The sequence below is a fragment of the Shewanella sp. 10N.261.52.F9 genome, from assembly GCF_041471165.1.
Lineage (GTDB): Bacteria > Pseudomonadota > Gammaproteobacteria > Enterobacterales > Shewanellaceae > Shewanella > Shewanella marinintestina.
In genome coordinates this window covers 180,946-204,701 of sequence record NZ_JBFRNX010000028.1, presented here as the reverse complement: position 1 = coordinate 204,701, position 23,756 = coordinate 180,946, and the positions used below count along the sequence as shown (strand labels likewise).

The following is a 23,756-nucleotide window of genomic DNA, read 5'->3' as shown; positions in this document are numbered from 1 at the left end:
GATCTAGACCATATATCCGGGAGATGGTGTCGATTCTGTGGCATCATCTCACCGTTTATTATGTTGGCAGTTAAATAAACGCTAATTTGGTACGACTTGAAATTTAAGTTGGCTATGGCGGGTCTGACTGACATGCTATTAAAGTTAGAGTCACGTACTAGAGAGTAATATATTGAAATCTTTCAATGAATTAGTAGGCAAACTGTCGGATCCGGCAAGTCGTCAGGCGCTAAAATCAATGCAACGTGGCATTGAGCGTGAAGCGTTAAGAATTGAAAAGTCAGGTCATTTAGCCTTGGATAAACATCCACAGGCGCTGGGCTCGGCATTAACGCACTCGCGGATCACCACTGATTATAGTGAGTCATTACTAGAGTTTATTACGCCAGTTTTTGAAGATATTGATGAGCTAGTCGAAGATCTGACTTTGACCCATGCCTACAGCGTGCGCCACTTAAATGGTCAGCGTTTATGGCCTGTGAGTATGCCTTGTTATTTAGGTGACGCCGGCGATATTCCAATCGCTGATTATGGCAGTTCTAATACTGGACAAATGAAGCGACTATATCGAAAAGGCCTAACTTACCGATATGGCGCGCAGATGCAAATTATCTCTGGAGTTCACTTTAACTTTTCAGTTTCAGATCAGTTATGGGACCGACTTTATGAGCTTTCAGATACGTCGTTAACCTTAGAAGACTTTATTTCAGAGTCTTACTTTGGCCTTATCCGAAATTATCGCCGCTTAGTGTGGGTATTACCTTATTTGTTTGGTGCATCCCCAGCACTGTGTAGCACCTTCATTCAAGATCCTAAAACTAATAACTTCCCGTTTGAGGTTATTGGTAATGGTACTCTTTATTTACCTTATGCAACCTCTTTACGCATGAGTGACTTAGGTTACACCAACCAAGAGCAAGATAATTTAAACATTAGCTACAATGGCTTGCCTTGTTACTTAGAGGGCATGAAGTCAGCGATTAATATGCCGTCAGCTAACTTTGCTAAAATCGGTGTCAAAGTTGATGGCGAATATCGTCAGCTTAACGCCAATATTTTGCAAATCGAAAACGAGTTTTATTCGCCAATCCGTGCAAAACGTGTTGCTAAAGGCAATGAGAAACCGTCAGAGTCTTTAGCTCGAGCTGGTGTTGAATATATCGAAGTACGCGCATTAGACGTTAACCCTTACAGCTCTGTGGGTATTGAAAAGTCACAAATTCGTTTCTTAGATTTGTTCCTACTTAACTGTTTATTACAGCCGTCTAAAGCGACTGATGCAGCAGAAGAAGCTGAGATTTCTGCCAACCTAAACTCGGTAGTATTAGAAGGGCGTAAGCCGGGATTAATGCTAACGCGTTCAGGTGAAGATATTAGCCTAAGTAGTTGGTTAGAGTCGTTATTTGACAATTTAAAAGATATCGCAAAACTCCTTGATGACGAGCAAGATGATTATCAAGTTGCTTTAGCTAAGTGGCATAAAGCCGTGGATAATCCAGATGCAACCCTATCAGGCCAAATCATAAAAGGTTTGAAAGAAGATCAAATGGACCACAGTGACTGGGTGTTACAACTTGCTGAAGATTATCATCAACAGCTAAAAGCGTATCCGCTATCAGATGCCATGACTGCTCGCTACGAGCAAGATGCCAAAGCATCACTCGCCAAACAAGCGGCTATTGAAGCAGAACCTAGTGTCAGTTTCGATGAATTCTTAGCTGATTACTTCAAGGCGTAATAGCGTGATTAAAAGCGCTATATCAGCACTAAGCTTGTCTGTATTGGCAGTACTGGTATCTGGTTGTGCATCACAACCAGATACCAGTAATCAATGCGGCATAGTTGCGACGTATATGGAGCCAGATCCTGAAGCTAATATTTATCGAGCGGTGGTAACTCACCTAGATGGTAAACCTGTTATTTCTCAGCCTAATTATCGCCTCAACCCAGGTAAGCATACGTTTATTCTCGCCGAGCTAATTGACGCGCCTAGCCTGAAAGTTAAGCTGTCAGCACGAACACCAAAAGAGTTGACCATCTCTGTTGAACATAATGAGCGCTATCATATTGGTGCTAAGTTTAACGTAGATAAGGTCTATCGTGGTGATGATAGTGGTTTTTGGCAACCAGAAGTTTGGCTACAAGAGTCCTATGAGTGTGAGTTTCCTGCACCGCTTTAATCTACGACTGGTATCGATTTCCCCTTCTTGATTTGTAACACAATTTACTCAAACCTCAATTGCATGTTTTGCTTATCAATGTGACACTACGACTTTGCTTTTACTGTCTGTTGGTATCCTTATTTTATGAAATGGCCTGCATTATTTGCGACTGTTGTTTTAGCAACCCTGTTAACAGGGTGTGCCACTCCTCCTCCGAAAGATCCTGAGAATCTTTGTTCGATATATACTGAAAACAGATCTTGGTATAGCGCCGCTAAAAACACTCGTGAAAAGTGGGGCGTACCTGTGCATGTGCCGTTGGCAATGATGTACCAAGAAAGCTCCTTTAAACATAATGCAGCCCCGCCAATGGAATATTTTTTAGGTTTTATCCCTATTGGTCGAGCCAGCGATGCCTATGGTTATGCGCAAGCAAAAACAATGACATGGGATGATTACGTAAAAGAAACCGGTAACTCTTGGTCTAGCCGCAGTAACTTTGACGATGCGATGGACTTTATGGGCTGGTTTATTTACAAGACCCATAAAATAAACGGTGTGTCGAAATGGGATGCTCGTAACCAATATTTAAATTATCACGAAGGCTGGGGCGGATATAAGCGTAAGACCTATAATCAAAAAGCTTGGTTGATTAAAGTTGCTGCTAGGGTCGATGCTCGCTCTAAACGGTATGCTGCGCAATATAGGCAATGCCAAGAAGATCTTGATTCATCATGGTTATGGCGTTTATTTTTCGGTTAAGCGAATAAGTTGTCACTCAGTTATTAATGAGCCTCTGCAGTGCAGAGGCTTTTTTATTTAGATCTCCTCCAGCAAGATAGTGATGAGATTGGTAATGTACTTGAAGTGATAAAAGGGATTGCTAAGCAAACTAACTTATTAGCATTAAATACGGCTATTGAGGCGGCTCGTGTCGGTGAGCAAGTGCTTACCGGGAATGGCTTTTTGAACTCAAGAGTCGACTGTTGAGAGCCAAAGTATTGTTGATGAGTTATCAAGATAAAACCAGCAGTAAAATAGCGACTATTACAGCAAGCCAAAAAAGTTTATTACAATGCGAAAGCATCACTGCTGCATTTATTCAAATCGACGCAGTGTTAAACTAATTGGATAGGCTTGCTGGGGAGATCCGTTTCAGTATTGAACGACAAAAACACGCGACCTCTACCATAATAGATAAAGTGGGCGAAATTGAACGGTTAAGCCACGAAATGCACGCCAGCTAAAAAGTACTTCACAGCAAGCTCAACAACAAAAACATACTTCTATAATGCTCGATAAAGCTCTTAGAGGTATTTGCGTGTAATCTTTTAGCTTAGGTTGATGATTGCTTGAGCCGCTTGTTGCGATACATAATGTCATCGGCTGTTTTAAAACTTGCTGCTAAATTGCCTTGGAACTTAGCAATACCATAACTAAAGCTTATGCTTTGGCTAAGGTTACCACTAGTATGGGGAGAGAGACCAGATTGCTGCTCGGTTAATGCTTGTTGCATTAACGTTAAGTCAGCTTCAACTTTTTCCAAAGGGCCGTGACAAAGCACGATAAACTCATCTCCACCATAGCGCGCAACCAGATACTGTTTATGCCAATGCTGCTTTAGTATATTGGCAAAATGTTGTAGTGCTTTATCTCCTGCAAGGTGGCCACCTGTATCATTAATCATTTTGAGGTTATCGAGATCTAGAATCACTAAATAGCTGCCAAAGTGCTGCTTAATTTTCCAGTCTTTTACACCTTGTTCAAAGCGTTGTCGGTTGTACAGTTGAGTTAAGCTATCAAAATTAGCTAATAAGTTAATCTGGCGGGTCTTTTGATATAGGGCAATGGCATTTGCTGCTTCATGAGTCAAAATCGCGACGAGGTTTCTATCGTAGTGGTTAAAGGCTTTTGGCCTAGCACTATCTAGGTTGAGCATGCCATATAAGTTGCCATCAATATGTATCGGGCTAGAAAGAGTTGACCGAATAGGCGCTTGCGGTGCGGTGAGTAATACATTTTGTTCTTCAGCAGATAAAGTACTGTGGGCATTGATATTTGCCATATCATCGATCACCACCACTCTATCGCATTTACCTTTTGTCAGTTTGTACTCAAAAGATTGGCTTAGATTAAACTGCACGCTGCGAAGTTTGTTGATATCAATGCCTATAGTTGACTCAAACTGTAACGCGCCATCGTTAGGGTCAACCTTAATAATTGAACCCATTTCTGCACCATCGATACTACTAACCGCTTTTTTTAATAGAGCGTTGAGAAAGGCGCGCTCATCATGATATTGATTAGCAATGTTGACCAGTTCAAAGGTTGTATCGTTTACATGAATAACCTGTTGTAGGTGCTCCCAAAGGCGATTTAGCCGACCTTGGTGAAAGTAATAACTCAAGCTATAACCTAGTAAATAAATGACGGCGACTAAAATTAGGTTGGCAATAGAGTTTGCGCTATGGGTAATGCCAATGAAAATACCCCAACCAATAAGTAAAAGCAGCATGGGGGTACCTAAGAGGGCTAGGTGGGTTTTTAAATCAACAGAATCAATTTTCTTTTTCTTCAAGCTATCTTTAATAGGTGCCATGAATATCCTTATTCGTAAAACTACCGTGATATAAAGTGTTTGCTGATTGAAAGAGTGTTCGTCATAGCGACTCCTGTATTTATTGCTTATGTTTCTCATCATATGTAAAAAAATCATGACTGACAAAGGTGATTGAGCTTTAAGCCCGCCATCGTCGCCATTTTGGCTGAGTAAACATTACTACCACCTAAATGAGAGCATTATTTACTGCTGAAAAAGCAAACCTTCACACAATAAATATAGCAAAATTAACCAGTAAAGATATTTATCAACTATTTTGCAGCTTTGTTATACATATGTATGAATAAGTTATTTGCAGTTATTTCAAACCTTAGGGATAATTGCGCGGCAGGCTTGGGGGAAGCCTGTTTACTAAGTGCGCTAAATTTCATTATAATGCGCGCAAATATAATAATGTACCGCCCTACTCAAGGACTTAAAATGAGCAAACCATTTGTTGCAGTATTAATGGGATCTGATTCAGATCTGCCTACAATGCAAGCCACCCTCGATGTGCTTAAAACTTTCGAAATCAACTTTGAAGCAAAAGTAACTTCAGCGCACCGTACGCCTGCAGCTACGCATGCATACGTAACTGATGCTGAAGCGCGTGGTTGTAAAGTCTTTATTTGTGCTGCAGGTCTTGCTGCGCACTTAGCTGGTGCTGTTGCGGGTATTACAACTCGTCCAGTTATCGGTGTTCCAGTTGATTGTGGTCCACTACAAGGCCATGATGCATTGCTATCTACAGTGATGATGCCAGGTGGCGTTCCTGTTGCAACCGTTGCTATCGGCAGCGCTGGTGCTAAAAACGCAGGTTATCTAGCAGCTCAAATGCTTGCTGTAGGTGATGATGCTCTAGCTGTAGCAGTTAAAGAAGAGCGTGCTAAGTCAGCTGAAGCTGTTCAAGCTAAAGACGCTGCACTACAAGCTAAATTAGCTTAAGTTTTCAGGTCAATATCTAAATTCGCCTGTTAACAATGAAATGCCGCTAAGAGTAACGCTCTAGCGGCATTTTTTATATTCAGCTTTGCCCGATATCAGTTATTGGCTATTTTCTCTAACGTCTTTCCACGCTAGACAAATCTCAAGCACCCATGCAGACTTAAGCGGTTATTATTTTTAGCTAAGGAAGATGCGGTGGAGCAATCTTTGTCATTAGATAACCCCTCGAGTGAAGTGGACTCAGACCAAGCGTTAATGTTGCAATATGCAGCGGGAAATGCTCGAGCATTTGAGCTGCTTTATGTAAAGCATAAAGGCCCATTATATCGCTATTTTGTCAGACAAATTAACGATCTGCAGTTAGCGGAAGATTTGTATCAAGAAACTTGGAGCCGAGTAATTAAGGCTGCGAGTCAGTATGAAACCAGTGCAAAGTTTACCACTTGGCTCTACCGAATAGCCCATAACTTAGTGATTGACCATGTCCGCGCACTAAAGCCTGTCAATAACTTCACCGAAGTGTTTGAACCCGAACAAGATCATGAGGCGCAATTAGGTTGTGATGACGCTAATCTTGAGGCACAAATGCTCGATAGCCAAAAAGCTCATTTATTAAAAGGCTGTGTAGCCAATCTACCTCAGGTACAAAAAGAGGCATTTTTACTCAATGTTGAAATGGGCTTTACTGCGGCGATTATTGCCGATATTGCTGGAGCAACATTAGAGGCAACTAAAAGCCGCATTCGTTATGCTTATAAAGGATTAAAAGAGTGCGTGGATTTAAAGTGGCAAGGAGCGAATCATGACTGATAAAGAGCAAGCTACAATAGAAGCTGAGATCCAGTCTATGTATCGAAAAAGTGCCACAGAGCAACCATCTTCAACTCTAGATAGCGATATCATCGCTCAGGCTCGCGCGCATGTCTCGCATTCAAATAGTGGTCAAACTAGCCAATCTTTCTGGCGCCAATATCGATGGCCATTGTCATCGGCTGCTTCGGTATTGGTTGTCGTCACGTTATTTATGATTAACCCAGCGATACAAAATAGCGCTGATTCACCACAAGGCGAGCCAATGATGATGTCGGCTCCACAAGTGGCGACACCAGAGCCGCAGATGATGCGTTCGATGCAAGATAGCGCACCTGCAGCCAAGGCGGTTGATGCATCTAAATCAATTAACGATAGTAAAATTGACCAGCAAGGCTCTGTTAATCAAGCTATTGCTAATCAGCTTGATGCAGTAACGCAATTATTAAAATCCAAGCAGCTTAGCCAAGCTGATGAGCTATTACAGCAGGTTCCTAAGCAGTGGCCGTCAGTACTTGAAGACAATCATCCACTTAATGCTCGTTACCATCGTTTGCAGAAAGCGATTATGGCTGACCATTGAAGATAAGAATTGTGCTAAAAATATAGAATAATGAAAGTAAAAGCCTGCATTTGCAGGCTTTTTATTTAAGAGACGGTAACCTTAAAGTGATTTAAACCAGTCCCAAATTCCCAAAGATGAATCTTCAAAAAGGTCGATCCCCAAAGCTGATTTGAGTAAGTAAAGTAACAAAAGTCCCAGCAGTAAGGAGATTAGTACAAACCCAACAACGCATAGGGTAAACAAGGCTAAAGTCAGCTGTTTTTCTTTACGGCTATATGCACGCTTATTGCGGCCAATAAGCACAACATAGAAAAACCGCCAACCAATAAATGGAATATAAAAGCTGCCTCGATTATCGATAAAGTGTCGTTGCCATTTATTGTTAATGAGCGCTAAGCGCATGTATACCAGCTGTGGCTCAGAAAAACTGTTTGCACAATGTTTTGGCATATTACCCAAGGCGTTATTGACTCGGGTGTCATCCCTTAATGAGGGGCGTGGGTAGTCTGTTTGCATAGGTACCTCGAACAGCCACTTAGTTCAAATAAAAAAGGGTTCTGTTTATTACTTTACGCCAAAATGAGTTTAGGTTTTGAACGCTTATTTTTGTTAGCAAGCATTCTTTGTTATGCGTAAACAAGTATTTGCATATATTTATAGTTAGCTTAGTTGAGATTTTATCAATAGCGCTGCTTGTTTAAGTATTTAATACTTTTATATGGGAGGTTGCTAAAGTTTGAAGCTCAATCTACGAGGGTTAAAAAGTAAACTAAGTGATAATGGTTAATTTTAACTAAGCTCATCGATGAAAAATTGCAGCAAGTTTGGCATAGATTCGAACTTGTGGCAGCGTTAGTTAACTTGTGACTTATTGTTATTGTGACAACACATTTGCTAATACATATTTGCAGATATTTTGCTGATGCATGGGTAAAAGTTTGCTACCTTGTTGGGCTGAAAGAATTCGTCCGAATAATAACAATAGGATTACTAGCTTAGATGAAAATTCGTCACTCACTCGCATGCTGCATGCTTGCCCTAGGTACGTTAACCCTTCCGCCTTCTTTTGCGTCTGAATCAACGGTGAAATCGGGTTATTTTCGAGCTCCTGCGCTGAATCAACAAACATTGGTTTTTACTGCAGAGGGCGACCTTTGGACACAATCTTTGTCAGACTCTCAAGCTAGGCGCTTAACCAGTTTACCGGCAGAAGAGCTTGGCGCAACCATCTCAAAAGACGGTCAGTTTGTGGCATACGTTGCCAATTATGAAGGCTCGTCAGAAGTTTACGTTATTCCAATTAATGGCGGGCAAGCTAAGCGCGTAAGTTTTGAAAACAGCCGCGTGCGAGTACAAGGCTGGACGGCTGATGGAAAAGTTTTATATGCCACAGATAATGCATTTGGTCCGGCGAACTACTGGGTATTAAGAACCGTCGATCCACAAACCTTGCTCACAGAAGACTTGCCTTTGGCCGATGCCATTGAAGGGGCTATTGATGATAAAGGTGAATATGTTTACTTCACCCGCTTTGGCCTCCAAACAACAGGCGATAACGCTAAAGTATATCGTGGTGGCGCTAAAGGTGAGCTGTGGAAATTTAAGCTTGGCAGCAAACAAGAAGCGACGTTGTTAACGGCTGCTCATCAAGGCTCTGTCAGACAACCTATGTTATGGGACTCTCGCCTTTATTTTGTTAGCGATAGCGATGGCAATGACAACATTTGGTCAATGGCGACCGACGGCAGCGATCTTAAGCAGCATACTCAATATAACGAATGGCAAGTGCGTAATGCACGACTCGACCAAGGTCGCATCGTGTTTCAGCAGGGCGCCGATATTAAGTTGTTTGATATAGCAACTAACCAAGACCAAACCGTTGAGATTGATTTAACATCAGACTTTGCCCAAAAGCGTGAGCACTGGGTGAAAGCACCAATGAAATACGCAACAGCCACTAACTTATCGCCTCAGGCTGACAAAGTGGTGATCACCGCCCGCAGCCATGTGGCAATTGCTGGCACCGATGGTCAACGTTTAGTGGAAATATCTTTGCCGGGTCAAAACCGCGTACGTAACGCAGTGATGAGCCAAGATGGCACTTGGGTATACGGCATTAGTGATGCAACGGGCGAGCAAGAAGTGTGGCGTTTTGCGGCAGATGGCAGCGATAACGCCAAGCAGCTAACTAAAGATGGCAAAACTCTAAGACTCGATCTGCACTTGTCACCTGATGGACGCTACCTTGCCCATGACGATTATGACGGCAATGTATGGTTGTTAGATTTAAAGAAAGGCAGTAATAAAAAAATTATTACTCAAGGCGAGGGGCTGGGTCCATATGCCGATATCGTTTGGTCTGGTGACAGTCAATTTATTGCATTAACCAAAGCGGAAATGGGTAAAGCGCGCCCGCAAATCGTGTTGTATTCATTAGACGATAATCGCGCTGAATCACTGACTAGCGATAAATACGAGTCATTTTCGCCAAGCTTTAGCGCCGATGGCGACTGGCTGTATTTCTTATCAAATCGTCAGTTTGTGTCTACGCCGACTTCACCTTGGGGAGACAGAAACCTAGGGCCAATGTTTGATAAGCGCACCCAAGTGTTTGCGATAGCCTTGAATGAAGACGCGCGTTTTGCCTTTCAAAAGCCAAATGAGTTGCTATCAAAACCTGCAAAAGCGGATGATGACGAGATTGAAACCGAAGTCGATTGGAAAGGTTTAGCCAATCGTTTATGGCAAGTGCCAGTGGCTGCAGGTAACTACAGCTCACTGCAAATGGCAGACGATAAATTTTATCTACTTGATACAACAACTAGCGGTAAATCTAGCTTGAAAGTGGTTAAGTTTGATCCGTTAAGCCCTAAAGTTGACACCTTTGCTAAAGATGTTGGCGAGTATCAATTGTCTCAAGACTCAAGCAAGTTATTTATTCGTAAGCAGTCTAAGCAAGGCAGTGAAATGCTGATTGTTGATGCAGGCGATAAACTGCCAAAAGAGCTGACTAACGCCAATGTAAAAACCAATCTATGGCAACTGGCGATTGAGCCTGCGAGCGAGTGGCAACAGATGTTTGAAGACGCTTGGTTAATGCACCGCGATTCTTTTTATGACAAGAGTATGCGTGGACTTGATTGGCAGGCAACCAAAGCTAAATACCAACCGTTAGTCGACAGACTAACCGACCGTCATGAATTGAATGATCTGTTTACACAGATGATGGGTGAGCTAGATTCTTTGCATTCGCAGGTGCGCGGTGGTGATGCACCAAAAGATGCCGATAAAGCAAAATCAGCCAGTCTTGGTGCGCGTCTCGAGCAGACTAAGACGGGGGTGGTCATTGAGCATATTTATCAAGGCGATCCTGAGTTACCAGCACAAGCTGCGCCACTGGCGCAAATGGGCGTTAATGCCAAAGTCGGTGATGTGATTGTCTCGATTAACGCTAAGCCGCTCAATAATATGGCCGATGTGACTAAGCTGCTGCGTAACCAAGCGGGCAAGCAAGTATTACTTACTCTTAAGCGCGGCAGTAAAACTCATCAAACAATTGTAGAGCCAGTAAGCCCATCTAAAAATGCCAAGTTGAGATACACAGACTGGGTGCAACATAACAGCGCCAAAGTGTCCAAAGACAGCAATGGTAAGTTTGGCTACTTGCACTTATATGCCATGGGTAGCGGTGATATCTCAAGCTTTGCGCGAGAGTTTTACGCTAACGTCAATAAAGACGGGTTAGTTATCGATGTGCGCCGTAACCGTGGCGGTAATATTGATAGCTGGATCATTGAAAAGTTACTGCGCAGGACTTGGGCATTTTGGGCGCCAACCCATGGCACACCATCAGGCAATATGCAGCAAACCTTTAACGGTCAGTTAGTTGTTCTGACCGATCAGCTAACCTACTCTGACGGCGAAACCTTCTCTGCAGGCGTTAAGGCGTTGGGTATTGCGCCATTGATTGGTAAGCAAACAGCAGGCGCAGGTGTGTGGTTATCTGGGCGTAACTCATTAACAGATAAAGGCATGGCACGTGTAGCTGAGTATCCACAATATGCAATGGACGGTAGCTGGATTATTGAAGGCCGCGGTGTTAGCCCTGATATTGAGGTCGACAACCTACCATACGCAACATTTAGCGGCACAGATGCGCAATTAGATAAAGCAGTTAGTTATCTAAAAGAGGCGCTTAAACAGCAACCTGCCACTAAGCTAGTACCTAAACCTATGCCAGTAAAAGGCATGGCCGAAGATGTGCATAAGGCATTCTGATAAACCGCTAGTTAGTTAACTGTGTAAGATGGCGTTATGAGCCTTGGATAATGGCCTATAACGTCTATCTTTATCCCTCCTTTGCTTAGTAACCTTCTTTATTCCTTTAGCAAGCGCAGTGCTCAATCTCGATCGACTACATGTGGGATCTTGCTTACGCGATTTTGTTGAATTTATTTTACAAAAATATTGAATATTTATAGTTATAGACACTAAACTGGATAAAAAATAATGTGAGTAATCAAGCGTTAATTCATACTAATCTAAAGAATTTATTGCTTAATTATTTAATACGCCATTCACGCAGAGCTTTTATTGCAGCTTGCCAGTCGGTTACCAAAGGGATGAGTATGACTGAAGAAAAAACAGCGATCGCAAATGATGAAGTGAGTACTAGCGATAACGCGCCGCAAGAGAGCCCAAGTAAAAATAACAAAATACGTAAAGCGACCAATATTATTTTAATCGTCGTAAGTTTTTTATTTGTATTCCACCTTATTGCCGACCGCTTTATTCCCTCTACCGATTTAGGTCGAATTCGTGGCTATGTAGTGCCTATTAGCCCGCAAGTCTCAGGTGAGATTGTCGATATTTTAGTTGAGCCAAACACCTTGATTAGACAAGGTGATGTGCTGGCAAAAATTAATCCACAAGATTATGAAATTGCTCTGAATCAAGCCGAACAGTCCCTTAAAAAAGCAGGCCAAAACGTGGGCGCGCAAACCGCTAACGTAGCTGCGGCGCAAGCAAAGGTGACTAACGCGCAAGCCAATCTTAAGAATGCCCAAGTACAGTCTAAACGTATCTTTGCCATGGTTGATAGAGCGGTGATGTCGCAGGCCGATGCGGATAATGCTAGGGCTGAGTTAACGAAGGCTGAAGCTGGCGTTGCTGCGGCTAAAGCCGATCTGGCGAAAGCAGAGGAGCGCCTTGGTGCAGAAGGTGAAAATAATACTAACGTTAAATCAGCATTATTGAGCCTTGAAAAAGCCCAGTTAGATTTAGCACGGACCTCGATTACAGCGCCGACTGATGGCGTTGCGTCAAACTTCAGATTAAAAGAGGGGATTTACGCCAGTGCGGGTCAGCCGGTGATGACGTTTATCTCATCGGAAGATGTATGGATTGAAGCTTACTTTAGAGAAAATAGCTTAGGCAATATGCAGCCTGGCGATAAAGTTGAGTTTGCACTTGATTACGCGCCCGGAGAGGTCTTTCAAGCGACGGTTGGTAGCATTGATTACGGTATCGACTGGGGGCAAAGCGAGCAAACAGGTAAGCTTGCACAGGTATCTGGTCAAACAGGCTGGCTGCGCCAATCTCAGCGTTTTCCTGTCACTATCGTGTTGCCTGCAGATGAAGCTGTGGGGCTAAGACGTGTTGGTGGCCAAGCCGATGTGATTGTTTATACCAGCGACAGTAGCATCATTAATCTATTTGGTAAGTTTTGGATCCGCCTTGTGAGCTGGTTCTCTTATGTCAGATAGTCGCAGTGCTTCAATAAATACAAGGATGGCCTCTGAAGAGGCCATCTATACCAGACGCGTTCTACGTTTTACTTTAGGTATTGGTTTAGCGGTTGCGATATCAGCTATTTGGGCGTGGCCACTGGCGTTTATCGTGCCGGTTTTTGTGGCTAAGTTTTTAGTTGATAGGCAAGAGCCAACCGTGCAAACCGTGTACGAGCTGCTTATCTCGATGATTTGTACTATAGGTCTGGCGTGGATAGTGAGTTTCGGACCAACCCAATACCCTATGGTGTTATTGCCACTAATCGCGATGATGATGCTTTGGGGTTATTACCTATTTAGCGATCCTAGGTGGAACTTCTTTGCGACCATATTCATTGTCGCAACCTTACTTTTACCTTATATGAGTTTATTGCAGCCGGGAGCTGCGATATTAGTTGGAGTAGGGTTAAGTTTTTCGGGTGTGGTTGCGGTGTCTATTTTTGCCTTGCTGCATGCATTGCTACCGGATTTATCGCCCAATAGAGAGCAACTAGCGAGTGCTGCGCAAAGTCATGATGAGCGAACTCATGAAGCGTTTAGGGCGTTGATTATTGCATTCCCAGTTATTTGCTTCTTTTACTTCCTGGAAATATCTGGCGCGCTGCTAACCATGATTTTTATTGCCATTTTGTCGTTGCAGGCTGCGGGCGCAAAAAGCATTAAGGTCAGTCTGTTTTTATTGATCACCAATGGTATTGGCGGTGCATTAGCGATTGTGTTTTACAACATGCTTACCATAGTACCCGAACTGCCTTTTTATATTGGTATGTCAATGCTCGCAGCCTTGTTGTTTGGGCAAAAAATATATGCCAATCCAGAAAAAGCGCCGCTTTACGCTGGTATTTTATCAGCATTACTGGTTGTGGTTGGCTCAACGGCATCTTCGACCGATAAAGATGTTGCAGTGAATTTCTATTTAAGGATCTTACAGCTGTTTTTGGTTGGGGTTTATATGATTTTCGCATCCTTCTATTTAGAATCTCGTGATTGGAAGTTTTTAAAGAAAAGAAATAGCCTTTAGCTGCAGACTTTAAGCGCTCGTATTGAGTTGCTCTTGTGATGCAATAAACACATTCGAACAAAAGTGATAGTGATAAAGCTTGTATCAAGCAGCCGTTAAGCTTTGAGGTGATATATAACTGAATCAATAGCTTGATTCTTGTGCTATACGTTAAATAGTTCAACTAGCTACATCTTGAGTGCCAATGCTCCTCATTATTTTTGTTAAGGATTAATCCATGTTTCAACTGAACTCTCTTAAACTTGCGGCAATTGCTATTCCTGTATTTCTCGTGGGTTGTGCAACCGGTGATACACCTGAAGCCAAAAAAATGCATGCCCGGGAAGAAACTCAATCTGCGTTGCAAGAGATTTATAGTGAACACTCCGGGGCCAAATCGGCTGTAGCTAACTCAGTTGGCTATGTCGTCTGTACAGGCAGTAACAGTTACCTGTTTGCCTTATCTACCGGTGGTGGAGTATGTGTGTTACACGAAGGAGGGAGTCGTTCTTATTATCGTTTTGCTACTGGTGGTGTCGGTGCAGGTATTGGTTGGAAGCAAGTAGCTTTTGTACAAGCGTTTAGTGAACGTGCAGCGCTGACGCGATTTAAAGAGTCTGGCTATGAAGGACAAGCGCAGGCAGAAGCAAGCGCCGAGTATGAGGGCAGTGGTGAGCAAGCGTCCGCGAACCAGTCGGTAGATGTATCTGGCGTGAAAACTTACCAAGTAAACTTAATGGGCGCTGCTGCGCAAGCCACGGTACAAGGTTATAAGTATTGGGAAACTGACTTTACAGATGACTTTATCGAAAATGATGCAGAGTAAATTTTAAACGCTCAAATTAATAAAAAAGCTAGGCATAAGGCCTAGCTTTTTTATTGGGCTATTTCAAAGTTAATATTTGATTTCAAAAGCTGTTTCGTTACTTAAACTATTAGCGATAAAGCAGTTGTTATGAGACTTTTCATGCATTTTCTTGAGCACATCTTCATTAACTACAGTCGCAAACTCAACATGGGGTTTTAATACAATTTTACTGATAAATATTTGTCCCTTAGAGTTTTTGCCTAGTTCAGCATAAGCATTATCTTGGTAACTTAATATGGGGAGTCGTTTAAGATGGGCGATAGTGAGAAAAGTCAGCATGTGGCAGCTTGCTAATGCAGCGAGTAAACTTTCTTCTGGGTTAACTTTATCATCTGAACCCTTGTATTCAGGCGCAGATGAACCCTGAATTTGTTGGCCGCTGCCGAAAGTAATTTGATGATCTCGGCAAAAGTTTTGTAGTTCTGTTACTGGTTTATCAGTAGGGGACCAACTGAGGTTGATATTAAAGCTCATATTTTGCTAACTCTTATTATTAGGTAATCACAATTAGTACAACATTACTGTTCATTTTTAATCGATTCAGAGTTGCTTTACCAGTCAATTTAGTGAGTTATTATTTTACTAAATTAGAGAATTAGCTTAATACGTTCTATAAAACAACCTTGCTTTTTCAGCGTTGCTGGAGACAAGAGTTAGCTTTGTTCATTCAAGTTCTGGCTGGTGCTGGCGTAGGTTTGCATGGTAGCAATTTGTTGTTGCTGAGCTTTAGCGTTCACAGTTGCTGCGCGGGCGTCATCATTATTAACCAAGTAATGGGCGGTCATTGGCGATACTCCTGAATTATTACCTGTGACGACATTAGCCATATCAGCATAGATTTGGTATTGCATCTTAGCCTTTTTATATTCGATGTAGACCTCTGCTTTTTCGCCTTCATTTGGCAGGTTAGGTCTGTTAGCGAGGACTTGAGCATCATTTTTGTTAGTTGCAGATAGTTTTATTGATTCTTCGCTTAAGCTCACGGTGTCTTGATTGTTTATTGCAGGCTGAGTCTGCCGACTTGAGCTTGAGTGTTTAGTTGAATCGATAGTCTGAATTGTTGCAGATGCGCCACTTTGTGTAAGCATATTTCTGGCAGGAGCTTTATTGGTATTCGCTGAGCTATCATTATTTTGAGTGGGAGTATGATTAACTGAAGCGCTAGGGGAGGCTGTAAGCATGGGATCTCAGTATGGTAAGTTATTCTTGGTAGCGTCAATACTAAAACCTCTAAACTGTACCTAAGCTGAACTAAGATAAGAACTTGGCCTTGTTGGGTTTTTTCTCACTAAAATTGAGAGTAGTAATAGGTTTGTGTACGGGCCTATTATTTTTAGCCTGCAAAGTCTCATGATACAAAAAGCCTTTTGCATGACTGCAAAAGGCTTAGTGCATAGTGAATATTAACCAGCTAACAGTTCTGCAGTTAGTTAATAGCGATTAATACTGAGCTAAAAACTGTACTTGCAGCCATTGAGTGAGGCAAAAATTTGGCTCTATAGCTGAGCATTAAAATGACTAACAGACCCGCAAAAGACAATAAACCAAAGAACAAAATACTGCCGTAGGCAAAGCCTTGGTCTGTAATGCATCCCCAGTAAGTAGTGCTAATGCCAACCCAGCCAGCAATGTAAAGTAACCTAGCTTGTAAAGGACTCGGTGCTTTGCCAAATGCATCTCGATAATGAGAAAACATCGCTAACGCGAGCAGTCCAAATGCGAGATAGCTAAACCCCAAAAGACTTAATATCACGGTTTATACTCCCTCTTTTACTGCAGTTTCATTATGAGCTCTGCGTTTAGGTGTCACATTCTTGGTTATGACAGTGCTTTTACTAACTAGTTTCACTCGGGCAAAAAACAATGCAAACCCCATTATCACAGCCATTAAGTCAAAGCCAACTAATGGCCATTGTTGCATGGCTATGTTACCGAATAGGTGGCTGTTTGATGTGAACGCATTTAATACTGGGATAGCGATTAATAAGCTTCCTGTAACTGCTAGTGCGATTCTCCAAGCATTGCGAGAACGATTAATACAAGCGAGTAATCCCATGGCTGCTAAGGCGATGAAGAAGCAATTGACCTCCCATTGAGCACGGTTAAGCATCTCAGTAGGAAGTAGTCTATTAGCATAGAAAAATGCTGCTGTAGCGAAAGGAAGACCGACAATGAAGGTTAGGTTTAAACCTTCGACTAAACGTAAGCCAAAGCTTGCTTTCGCGCCTTGTTGAATTTGTTTTTGCTGCTTTTGGCGAATTTTAACAGCCCAAAGTAATGTCCCTGTCGTGATCATTGCGCAGCCTAAAAAACCGCTGATAAAGAACAATGCACGTAGCAAAGGCTCTGCAAAACGGCCAGTATGCAGCGCAATTAATGTATCGTAAGTATCTTGTGCACCAGAGTCAGGTTCAATTCCATGGTTAGTTAGCTCGCCGGTAGTGCCGTTAAATACTACAGCAATTCTTCTATCGGTTACCGTTTCGCCAGTATCTCGATAAAAGTTAACTTGGCTATTTTTATCACTTGGATTGTTAATCACGACTTGCTTAATCGTCGAATCTTTAAATATACGTTCAACGTCAGGAAGTAACAGACTTAGTGCCACTGTTTGAGCTTCAATGCCTACTGGTTGAACTTGTACTCGACTTGGACTTAACTCCTTTCTAAAGGATTTAAAGTCGCCGTCATAGGCAGTCATAACTCCCCAAGGCATATACATCATCATTAATGTAATCAATCCTGTATAGGTGATCATCAAATGGTAAGGTAATGCTAGCACCGAGCTGACGTTATGGGCGTCTAACCACGAACGGCTGCCTTTGTTGCGACGAAAGCTAAAGAAGTCTTTAAAGATTCTTTTGTGAATAACAATGCCACTGATCAGTGCGACCAACATAAACATGGTACAAAAACCAACTATCCAGCGTGCTATTTTGGCCGGCATGTAGTGCAGATCAAAATGCAGACGGTAGAAAAAGTGGCCACCTTTTGACTCCCGCACATTGGTTATTAATGTATCGCCTTCAATTGGAGCGATATGTTCTTCAAACTTACCGCGGCGTTGCCCTTCTTCTGGCTGTGTTTGCCAGCCGTAGCTCATATAAGGTTTGCGGTCAGTAGGAAAGTTAATTCGCCAATCACGAGCGTCTGGAGCTTGTGCAGATAAGTAGTTTTGAGCCCGAGTTAATTCACTAGCGACATTAATGTTTTCATACTGCTGAATAACATTTTTGTGCAGTTCAGGCTTGCTCCAAAGCGTCATTTCATAGCGGTAATAACTTAATGTACCAGCAAAAAACACTAATAATAGTACCCAACAAACAAGTAAACCTACCCACGTATGCAGCCAAGTCATGCTGCGAAAAAAAGAGTCTTTCATTATTTAACCTATGATCAAAATGAGTAGGTAGAACAAACCACTGAGGCAGAGCAGGTCGGTGAGTGCACGCCATTGGTTTTTTACGCTAAACGCCCAAATTCCGGCACCGGCATAAGCTGAAAATGACAGCATCATTGCCGTCAATGTGCTATCAACGGGCGAGAGAGGCAATACCATTGCCAACAAGGCAGATAAAGTTGCTGCAACTAGATACCCTGCAAAGATGGCTGACAGTGCTCTTATTGCAACGTCGCACTTATCGGTATTGAGTGAGAGGAGTATTTTTGTTTTTGTTGTTTGCACTTCGATAAGCACCTAAGAGATCAGCATTTGGAAAGAAAATATGATTGACGGTATTCTACATTAATTTATTTAACTGATAACTGTTTTCATTCGTATTTAATGGTAAATGTACTAGACTTGGGAGTTAGATCTCAATTGAATGCGGCTTAGTGTTGCTGGAGTTCACTTGAATTTAGGCGGTTTTTTTCAGTTTTTTACGCATTCGCTGTAAAATATTTAATCAGTAAGTGTCTGATGTGTGACGAACGTTGGAGTTTGTTTATATTTTTTAGGTAAAGCGTAATAAAAATCAAGCTAAAGCGGTTTTTTTTGTCTAAATTAGTAGAGGGCTGATTAGGCCTTATATAACCGTATGCTAATCAACTACACTAATGAAGGAGCGCCGTTCTGCTGGTGTTTTAACCACACCAAGATGGTTGCTTGAATAAAATTATTAAATAACAAAAACTGTTTTTACCCGATACACACTGGGCTACAGCAACGAGTTGACTATTTTACCAACAAGCTTTAGATAAATTATTTTTAACAAAAGCTTGTAATTTAAAGCTAAAAACCCAAATGTAATAGGTGAAATCATTGTAAAAAGGAAAACCTATGAAAATAAATCTTTCTGGTCACCACGTTGATGTAACAGACGTAGTAAGACAGCATGTCCAAGAGAAGTTTTCGAAGATAGAGAGCCATTTTCCAACCCTGATCGCACTTGATATTATCATTGCTAAAGAGCACGGCGACTTCCAGGTTGAAATTAGAACGAATTATGAGGGAAGCAGTATTTCCGCTTCTGGTAATGACTCTGTTATGTACCCAGCCATTACCAGCGCAGCTAAAAAACTCGATGCGGCACTAAAGCATCGTAAAGGACAACTGAAGGCTGATTTGCATTCTAAGCCAGTTGTGACGACACCAGAAATTGCACATGAGAAAGTGCAAGAGATGAATTTGGTATAAAGTAATTAGCCAGCCTTTGTTAAACGAATAGTTTAACGGTTGATAGATTAAAGCCCCGATAACGTTAAACGTTTTCGGGGCTTTTTATTTACGCTTCGTCGTTTTCTGATTGAGAAAATTCAGTGTGGTTATTCTTTGGTGGCGGCGTCCAACCACGTTCCATTTTAGAAAAGCTACGATAACGTTCATCTTTCATCGCAGCACTTAAGGTTTCTTCTAATTGAATAAACATATCTCGGTAGTGCACTAAGTATTTGTCATCTTCTGTAACTTGTTTCCACGCATCATAAAGGGTGTCTTTGTGCGTCACCTCGGTTTCATAAAATGTTGCCCGCTGTTGTTCAGCTTTAAACGGGTGTACCCCAAGTCGAATTAACGCGTGCTTACCTAGGTTTAACGCTGAATGGAAAGTTTCACTGACCATAAAGTCTGCGCCAGCATTACGCAGACGGTATAGATGACGACGGTCAAATGCACGCGCCATCACAATCACATGCGGATGGGTATGCTTTATATATTCAACAAGTCCAACCGCGCGCTCAGGATCGTCAATGGCAATGACCAACATTTTAGCTTTATCTATGCCGGCGGTATGCAGTAAGTCGGGTTGAGTTGCATCACCATAGAAGCTCTTGGTATTAATTTTTCTTAAGTTCTCTACCTGCTGCACCTCATGATCGAGTACCACGGTTTTTACGCCGTTAGTCACTAATAGTCGGTTAACGATCTGACCAAAACGGCCAACTCCGGCAATAATGACAGTGCCTTTTTCATTAATATCATCAGGCTCACGGGTATTCTCTGTTTTTTCATAGCGCGGCAAGATGACTTTATCAAACAGGATAAATAGGCCTGGAGTTAAGAACATAGAAAGAGCGACAACTAAAGATAATAGCTGGGCTAACTCAGTTGGAATAACATGGTTTTGTACTGTGTAGCTCAGTAGTACGAAACCAAACTCACCGGCTTGGGCCAAGCTCAGTGCAAACAGCCAGCGATCGCTGCCCCTGATCTTAAAGATAAATGCCAAAACTAATAACACTAGCGCTTTAATGAGCATCACTGCAAAAGTCATTGCTAAGACTGGCGCAATGTTGGCAAACAACACCTCAAAGTTAATACCTGCACCTACAGTAATAAAAAATAACCCGAGCAATAGCCCTTTAAAGGGTTCGATATTTGACTCTAGCTCATGCCTAAATTCGCTGTTGGCTAGCACTACGCCGGCAAGGAATGTTCCTAAGGCAGGGGACAAACCAACAAGGCTCATCAGTGCGGCAATACCAATGACTAACATGAGTGCTGTGGCGGTAAATATTTCACGTAGTCCAGAGCTTGCTACATAGCGAAATAACGGCCGACTTAAAAAGTGACCGCCAACCACCACGCTGGCTATGGCTAGTAAAACTACGATGGCATAGGCCCATCCTGGAAGGCCAGCAACTAGTGACATTTCTTCATGATGCTCAGCTGCTGTTTGTGCCAAAGATTGTGCTTTCTCGACTAGCTCTGGTAATGCTAGCAACGGAATAAACGCTAACATGGGGATCACGGCAATATCTTGAAACAACAATACCGAAAAGGCGTTTTTACCGCCTTCTGTTTTTGACAAACTTTTTTCGTTAAAGGTTTGCAGCACAATAGCGGTAGAAGATAATGAAAATATCATGCCGACTGTTAGCGCGATGGTCCAGCCATAGCCAAAGCTCATGGCTATCCCCATAACCACTAATGTGGATAGGCCCACTTGTAATCCACCTAAGCCAATTAACTTATTGCGCATGTCCCACAGCATTCTGGGCTCAAGCTCTAAACCAACTAAGAACAACATCATCACCACGCCAAATTCGGCAAAATGCTGCAAGGTGTTGGTTTCGGTGCCAACTAAACCAATGATAGGGCCAATAACAACACCGGCGATAAGGTAGCCAAGAACTGAACCAAGGCCTAAGCGTTTGGCAATGGGCACAGCAATAACTGCTGCGCATAGATAAATAAAAGCTTGAATAAAATAGGCTGTCATTAGTGCTCCCGGATCACTTGGTCGAGATGGTCATTCAGTTTTTCGACTTTTTGCGCTAGCGCAATATCGATACGGTCTTCACTTAGTGCTTTTAATGTTGTAATCCATTTATCGATATGGTTTTGCACTCTGTTTTCTTCAAATGCACTGCGGGCACAAAAAAGTGCAAACGGAGCGATAAATTGCATCCCAGTTAAATTGGCGGTTTGTTCTAGAGGACGAAGCAATTCTCTGAGAGTAAAGTGGTTAAAGCCATCTTCCTTATACGCAGCTTCACTGCCGCCAGCACTTAATACACATAAAAAGGTTTTGCCCTCGAGCGCTTTTCCATTAGCGCCGTAGGCAAAATTGTATTCTAAAACCAAGTCTTGCCACTCCTTTAAAATCGCAGGAGTGGAATACCAATATAATGGGAACATAAACACAATGACATCGTGCTCGACGAGCCTTTGTTGTTCCTTATCGATGTTAATCCTAAATGTGGGATATTCAGCATAAAGATCAACTGCAGTGACGTTAGGTTGTAGACCCGTGGCATGAAAGAGTGGTTTATTGATTTCAGAACGCTCTTGAGAGGGATGAGCATATAAGACGAGGATTTTTTTTGCCGCGGTAGTCATGGTTGTCCAGTCACTTTGCTTAAAAGATTGTAATTAAATCTAGCATAGACAATCGGCTGAGCTAAATATTTTTGCCGATAAGCTGTTGGCGTAGAAATAATTAATAGCCATCAGGTTACAGCTTTTAAAACGAATTGGGCTATTACTCTCAGTTCTTGCAGACTAAAGGCGCTGATGGTGGTAAAAGCAGCTAACATTAAGAGAAAGCCAACTGTTGAACTTGGGCTAAAATAGTAACAAGATAACGTTTTAAGCGATGACTACCTCTAAAGTTATAAACAAAAACAGAGAGATAGCAACCCAGCTCACAGAAGTCATAATCGTTTTTAATTTCCATTGTTATCGAAAAATGACCTAGATACACTAAAGCGGTATTTTAAATGCAAGTTTTATGTAAGGTTTAAACTATGCTCAATATTGATGATCCTAAACAGACAGAAAAAATCCCTGCCATATTTCGCTTAGGCTTCAGGCCTTTCTTCTTGGGCGGCGCAGCGGTGGCTATGTTGTTTGTGCCTTTATGGTTGTTAACTTGGTTTTATCCACAATATAGTCTATTCCAAACAGACTTTTGGGTGAAGGTCGTGCCTTTATGGTGGCATCCACATGAAATGCTGTTTGGGTTTGCGTTAGCCATAGTGTGTGGCTTTTTATTAACCTCAGTGCAAACTTGGACCAATCAGCCAGGCATGAAAGGTTGGGCGCTAGCACTCACGTTCAGTTGTTGGTTACTGGCTAGGTTAACACTACTACTGCCTGTATCGATTCCGTTGTGGCTGCCAGCGTTATTTGATTCGCTGTTTTTAAGCTTCACTGCCATTAAGCTTTGGCGCTGCATTTATAAAGTAAAGCAATGGCATAATATTGGTTTCCCCATAATGCTATTTGTTGCTATGAGTATTAACTTATTGAGTTATTACGCATTAAGCCAAAGAGACTTTTCTTTGAGCCAACAAATTTGGCAATCTATGCTGTGGTGGTTAGGCTTGTTAATCACTATAGTGGGTGGGCGTGTTATTCCGTTTTTCACCGCTATTCGTATTAAACAAACTAAACCTAATCCCATCCCTGTACTGGATAAAAGCCTAATTACGATTATGGTGTTGCTAGTGGTGCAAGCGATTAGCCAAGCGATGCCTAAAGGGCTGGAGCAAGTTTTATTGTTTACTGCTGCAGCATTACACTTTGTTAGGTGGTCACGTTGGTTCCCTCATAAGACATTAAAAGAACCAATGTTATGGTCATTGCAAATAGCCTATTTATTCCTTCCCATCACATTATTCCTATTAGCTTGGAATATTGCAGACTCAATGGCATACAGGCATCTATTGCATCTGTTTGCGATAGGCACTTTAGCTGGGATCTGTTTATCGATGATTTCACGGGTATCGCTTGGGCACACCAGTCGCAATATTTATGAGGGACCAAATATGCTGGTGGCTTTTGCTTGCTTACCAATAGCCGCGGTTATCCGCGCTGTGATGCCGATTGTTTGGCCGGCGCAGTATCAAATTTGGTTGTGGTTAGCGGGTGGCTTGTGGTCATTGGCATTTGGCATGTTTGTTGTTAATTACGCGGCGATTTTATCTAAGCCGCGTATTGATGGACGTCCAGGATAACGCTGAGTATGCAATTAGTTTAGTGAATCATGTTTTATCGTAAATGACGATAATGGTTGAAAAGAGTAGTTATAACAATAAAGGTTGATAGTAAAAAATGATGGTACATAAGAGTGTTAA

21 protein-coding genes and 1 pseudogene are annotated in these 23,756 nt (G+C 42.2%); 13 read left to right on the top strand and 9 right to left on the bottom strand.

Going from position 1 to position 23,756, the window contains the following annotated elements:
* Positions 1–172 precede the first annotated feature (172 nt).
* The 4 genes and pseudogenes from gshA to AB4298_RS18515 all read left to right on the top strand — a co-directional run.
* Entirely contained in the window at positions 173–1,738 is a 1,566-nt protein-coding gene (gene gshA / locus AB4298_RS18530) for a glutamate--cysteine ligase (protein ID WP_371987853.1), read from the top strand.
* A 7-nt stretch (positions 1,739–1,745) separates the two neighbouring features.
* The gene (locus AB4298_RS18525) at positions 1,746–2,180 is read left to right on the top strand and encodes a hypothetical protein (protein ID WP_371987873.1); all 435 of its coding nucleotides are present in this window, start codon (positions 1,746–1,748) and stop codon (positions 2,178–2,180) included.
* A gap of 126 nt (positions 2,181–2,306) precedes the next feature.
* Positions 2,307–2,924 carry a transglycosylase SLT domain-containing protein gene (locus AB4298_RS18520; RefSeq protein WP_248998046.1) on the top strand — a complete coding sequence of 206 codons (618 nt, stop codon included), beginning with the start codon at positions 2,307–2,309 and terminating at the stop codon, positions 2,922–2,924.
* 57 nt (positions 2,925–2,981) lie between these two features.
* Positions 2,982–3,128, top strand: a pseudogene (locus AB4298_RS18515) (methyl-accepting chemotaxis protein); the annotation flags it as partial.
* Between the two features lie 370 nt (positions 3,129–3,498).
* On the opposite strand, the gene AB4298_RS18510 reads toward AB4298_RS18515, so the two are convergent.
* Positions 3,499–4,761 carry a sensor domain-containing diguanylate cyclase gene (locus AB4298_RS18510; RefSeq protein WP_248998045.1) on the bottom strand — a complete coding sequence of 421 codons (1,263 nt, stop codon included), beginning with the start codon at positions 4,759–4,761 and terminating at the stop codon, positions 3,499–3,501.
* Positions 4,762–5,202: 441 nt separating this feature from the next.
* Here AB4298_RS18510 and purE point away from each other — a divergent pair, with 441 nt between their 5' ends.
* The 3 genes from purE (at position 5,203) to AB4298_RS18495 (ending at position 7,099) form a co-directional block, all read left to right on the top strand.
* Positions 5,203–5,706, top strand: a complete 504-nt coding sequence (gene purE / locus AB4298_RS18505) for a 5-(carboxyamino)imidazole ribonucleotide mutase (protein WP_248998044.1) — start codon at positions 5,203–5,205, stop codon at positions 5,704–5,706.
* 255 nt (positions 5,707–5,961) lie between these two features.
* Entirely contained in the window at positions 5,962–6,516 is a 555-nt protein-coding gene (locus AB4298_RS18500) for a sigma-70 family RNA polymerase sigma factor (RefSeq protein WP_248998073.1), read from the top strand.
* Positions 6,509–7,099, top strand: a complete 591-nt coding sequence (locus tag AB4298_RS18495; protein ID WP_371987852.1) for a hypothetical protein — start codon at positions 6,509–6,511, stop codon at positions 7,097–7,099. Before AB4298_RS18500 ends, AB4298_RS18495 begins: the two co-directional genes overlap by 8 nt.
* An 81-nt stretch (positions 7,100–7,180) precedes the next feature.
* Here AB4298_RS18495 and AB4298_RS18490 read toward each other — a convergent pair whose 3' ends face one another.
* Positions 7,181–7,597: a hypothetical protein gene (locus AB4298_RS18490; RefSeq protein ID WP_248998042.1), complete on the bottom strand. Its 417-nt coding sequence runs from the start codon at positions 7,595–7,597 to the stop codon at positions 7,181–7,183.
* A gap of 483 nt (positions 7,598–8,080) precedes the next feature.
* Between AB4298_RS18490 and AB4298_RS18485 the strand changes: the two genes are divergently transcribed.
* From AB4298_RS18485 to AB4298_RS18470, 4 genes are all read left to right on the top strand, one after another.
* Positions 8,081–11,359: a S41 family peptidase gene (locus AB4298_RS18485; RefSeq protein WP_371987851.1), complete on the top strand. Its 3,279-nt coding sequence runs from the start codon at positions 8,081–8,083 to the stop codon at positions 11,357–11,359.
* 350 nt (positions 11,360–11,709) lie between these two features.
* Positions 11,710–12,846 carry an HlyD family secretion protein gene (locus AB4298_RS18480; RefSeq protein ID WP_371987850.1) on the top strand — a complete coding sequence of 379 codons (1,137 nt, stop codon included), beginning with the start codon at positions 11,710–11,712 and terminating at the stop codon, positions 12,844–12,846.
* Positions 12,836–13,891, top strand: coding sequence for a DUF2955 domain-containing protein (locus AB4298_RS18475; protein WP_371987849.1), 1,056 nt, complete (start codon positions 12,836–12,838; stop codon positions 13,889–13,891). The genes AB4298_RS18480 and AB4298_RS18475 overlap by 11 nt, the downstream gene beginning before the upstream one ends.
* Positions 13,892–14,108: 217 nt before the next feature.
* Positions 14,109–14,696: a lipid-binding SYLF domain-containing protein gene (locus AB4298_RS18470; RefSeq protein ID WP_248998038.1), complete on the top strand. Its 588-nt coding sequence runs from the start codon at positions 14,109–14,111 to the stop codon at positions 14,694–14,696.
* 69 nt (positions 14,697–14,765) lie between these two features.
* Here the strand turns inward: AB4298_RS18470 and AB4298_RS18465 are convergent, their stop codons facing one another.
* From AB4298_RS18465 to AB4298_RS18445, 5 genes are all read right to left on the bottom strand, one after another.
* Entirely contained in the window at positions 14,766–15,212 is a 447-nt protein-coding gene (locus AB4298_RS18465) for an OsmC family protein (RefSeq protein WP_371987848.1), read from the bottom strand.
* Between the two features lie 179 nt (positions 15,213–15,391).
* Positions 15,392–15,919 (bottom strand): hypothetical protein, encoded by a 528-nt coding sequence (locus tag AB4298_RS18460; RefSeq protein ID WP_371987846.1) that lies wholly within the window; start codon positions 15,917–15,919, stop codon positions 15,392–15,394.
* 245 nt (positions 15,920–16,164) lie between these two features.
* Positions 16,165–16,491 carry a DUF3325 domain-containing protein gene (locus AB4298_RS18455; RefSeq protein WP_248998035.1) on the bottom strand — a complete coding sequence of 109 codons (327 nt, stop codon included), beginning with the start codon at positions 16,489–16,491 and terminating at the stop codon, positions 16,165–16,167.
* Between the two features lie 3 nt (positions 16,492–16,494).
* Entirely contained in the window at positions 16,495–18,120 is a 1,626-nt protein-coding gene (locus AB4298_RS18450; protein ID WP_371987844.1) for a PepSY-associated TM helix domain-containing protein, read from the bottom strand.
* Positions 18,121–18,123: 3 nt separating this feature from the next.
* Entirely contained in the window at positions 18,124–18,423 is a 300-nt protein-coding gene (locus AB4298_RS18445; protein ID WP_248998033.1) for a hypothetical protein, read from the bottom strand.
* A 594-nt stretch (positions 18,424–19,017) separates the two neighbouring features.
* On the opposite strand from AB4298_RS18445, the gene hpf reads away from it, so the two are divergent.
* The gene (hpf, locus tag AB4298_RS18440; protein ID WP_248998032.1) at positions 19,018–19,374 is read left to right on the top strand and encodes a ribosome hibernation-promoting factor, HPF/YfiA family; all 357 of its coding nucleotides are present in this window, start codon (positions 19,018–19,020) and stop codon (positions 19,372–19,374) included.
* 88 nt (positions 19,375–19,462) lie between these two features.
* Here hpf and AB4298_RS18435 read toward each other — a convergent pair whose 3' ends face one another.
* Entirely contained in the window at positions 19,463–21,397 is a 1,935-nt protein-coding gene (locus AB4298_RS18435) for a monovalent cation:proton antiporter-2 (CPA2) family protein (RefSeq protein WP_371987842.1), read from the bottom strand.
* Positions 21,397–22,017, bottom strand: coding sequence for an NAD(P)H-dependent oxidoreductase (locus AB4298_RS18430; RefSeq protein ID WP_248998030.1), 621 nt, complete (start codon positions 22,015–22,017; stop codon positions 21,397–21,399). The genes AB4298_RS18435 and AB4298_RS18430 overlap by 1 nt, the downstream gene beginning before the upstream one ends.
* Positions 22,018–22,424: 407 nt before the next feature.
* Here AB4298_RS18430 and AB4298_RS18425 point away from each other — a divergent pair, with 407 nt between their 5' ends.
* Positions 22,425–23,636: an NnrS family protein gene (locus tag AB4298_RS18425; protein WP_371987840.1), complete on the top strand. Its 1,212-nt coding sequence runs from the start codon at positions 22,425–22,427 to the stop codon at positions 23,634–23,636.
* Positions 23,637–23,756 lie beyond the last annotated feature (120 nt).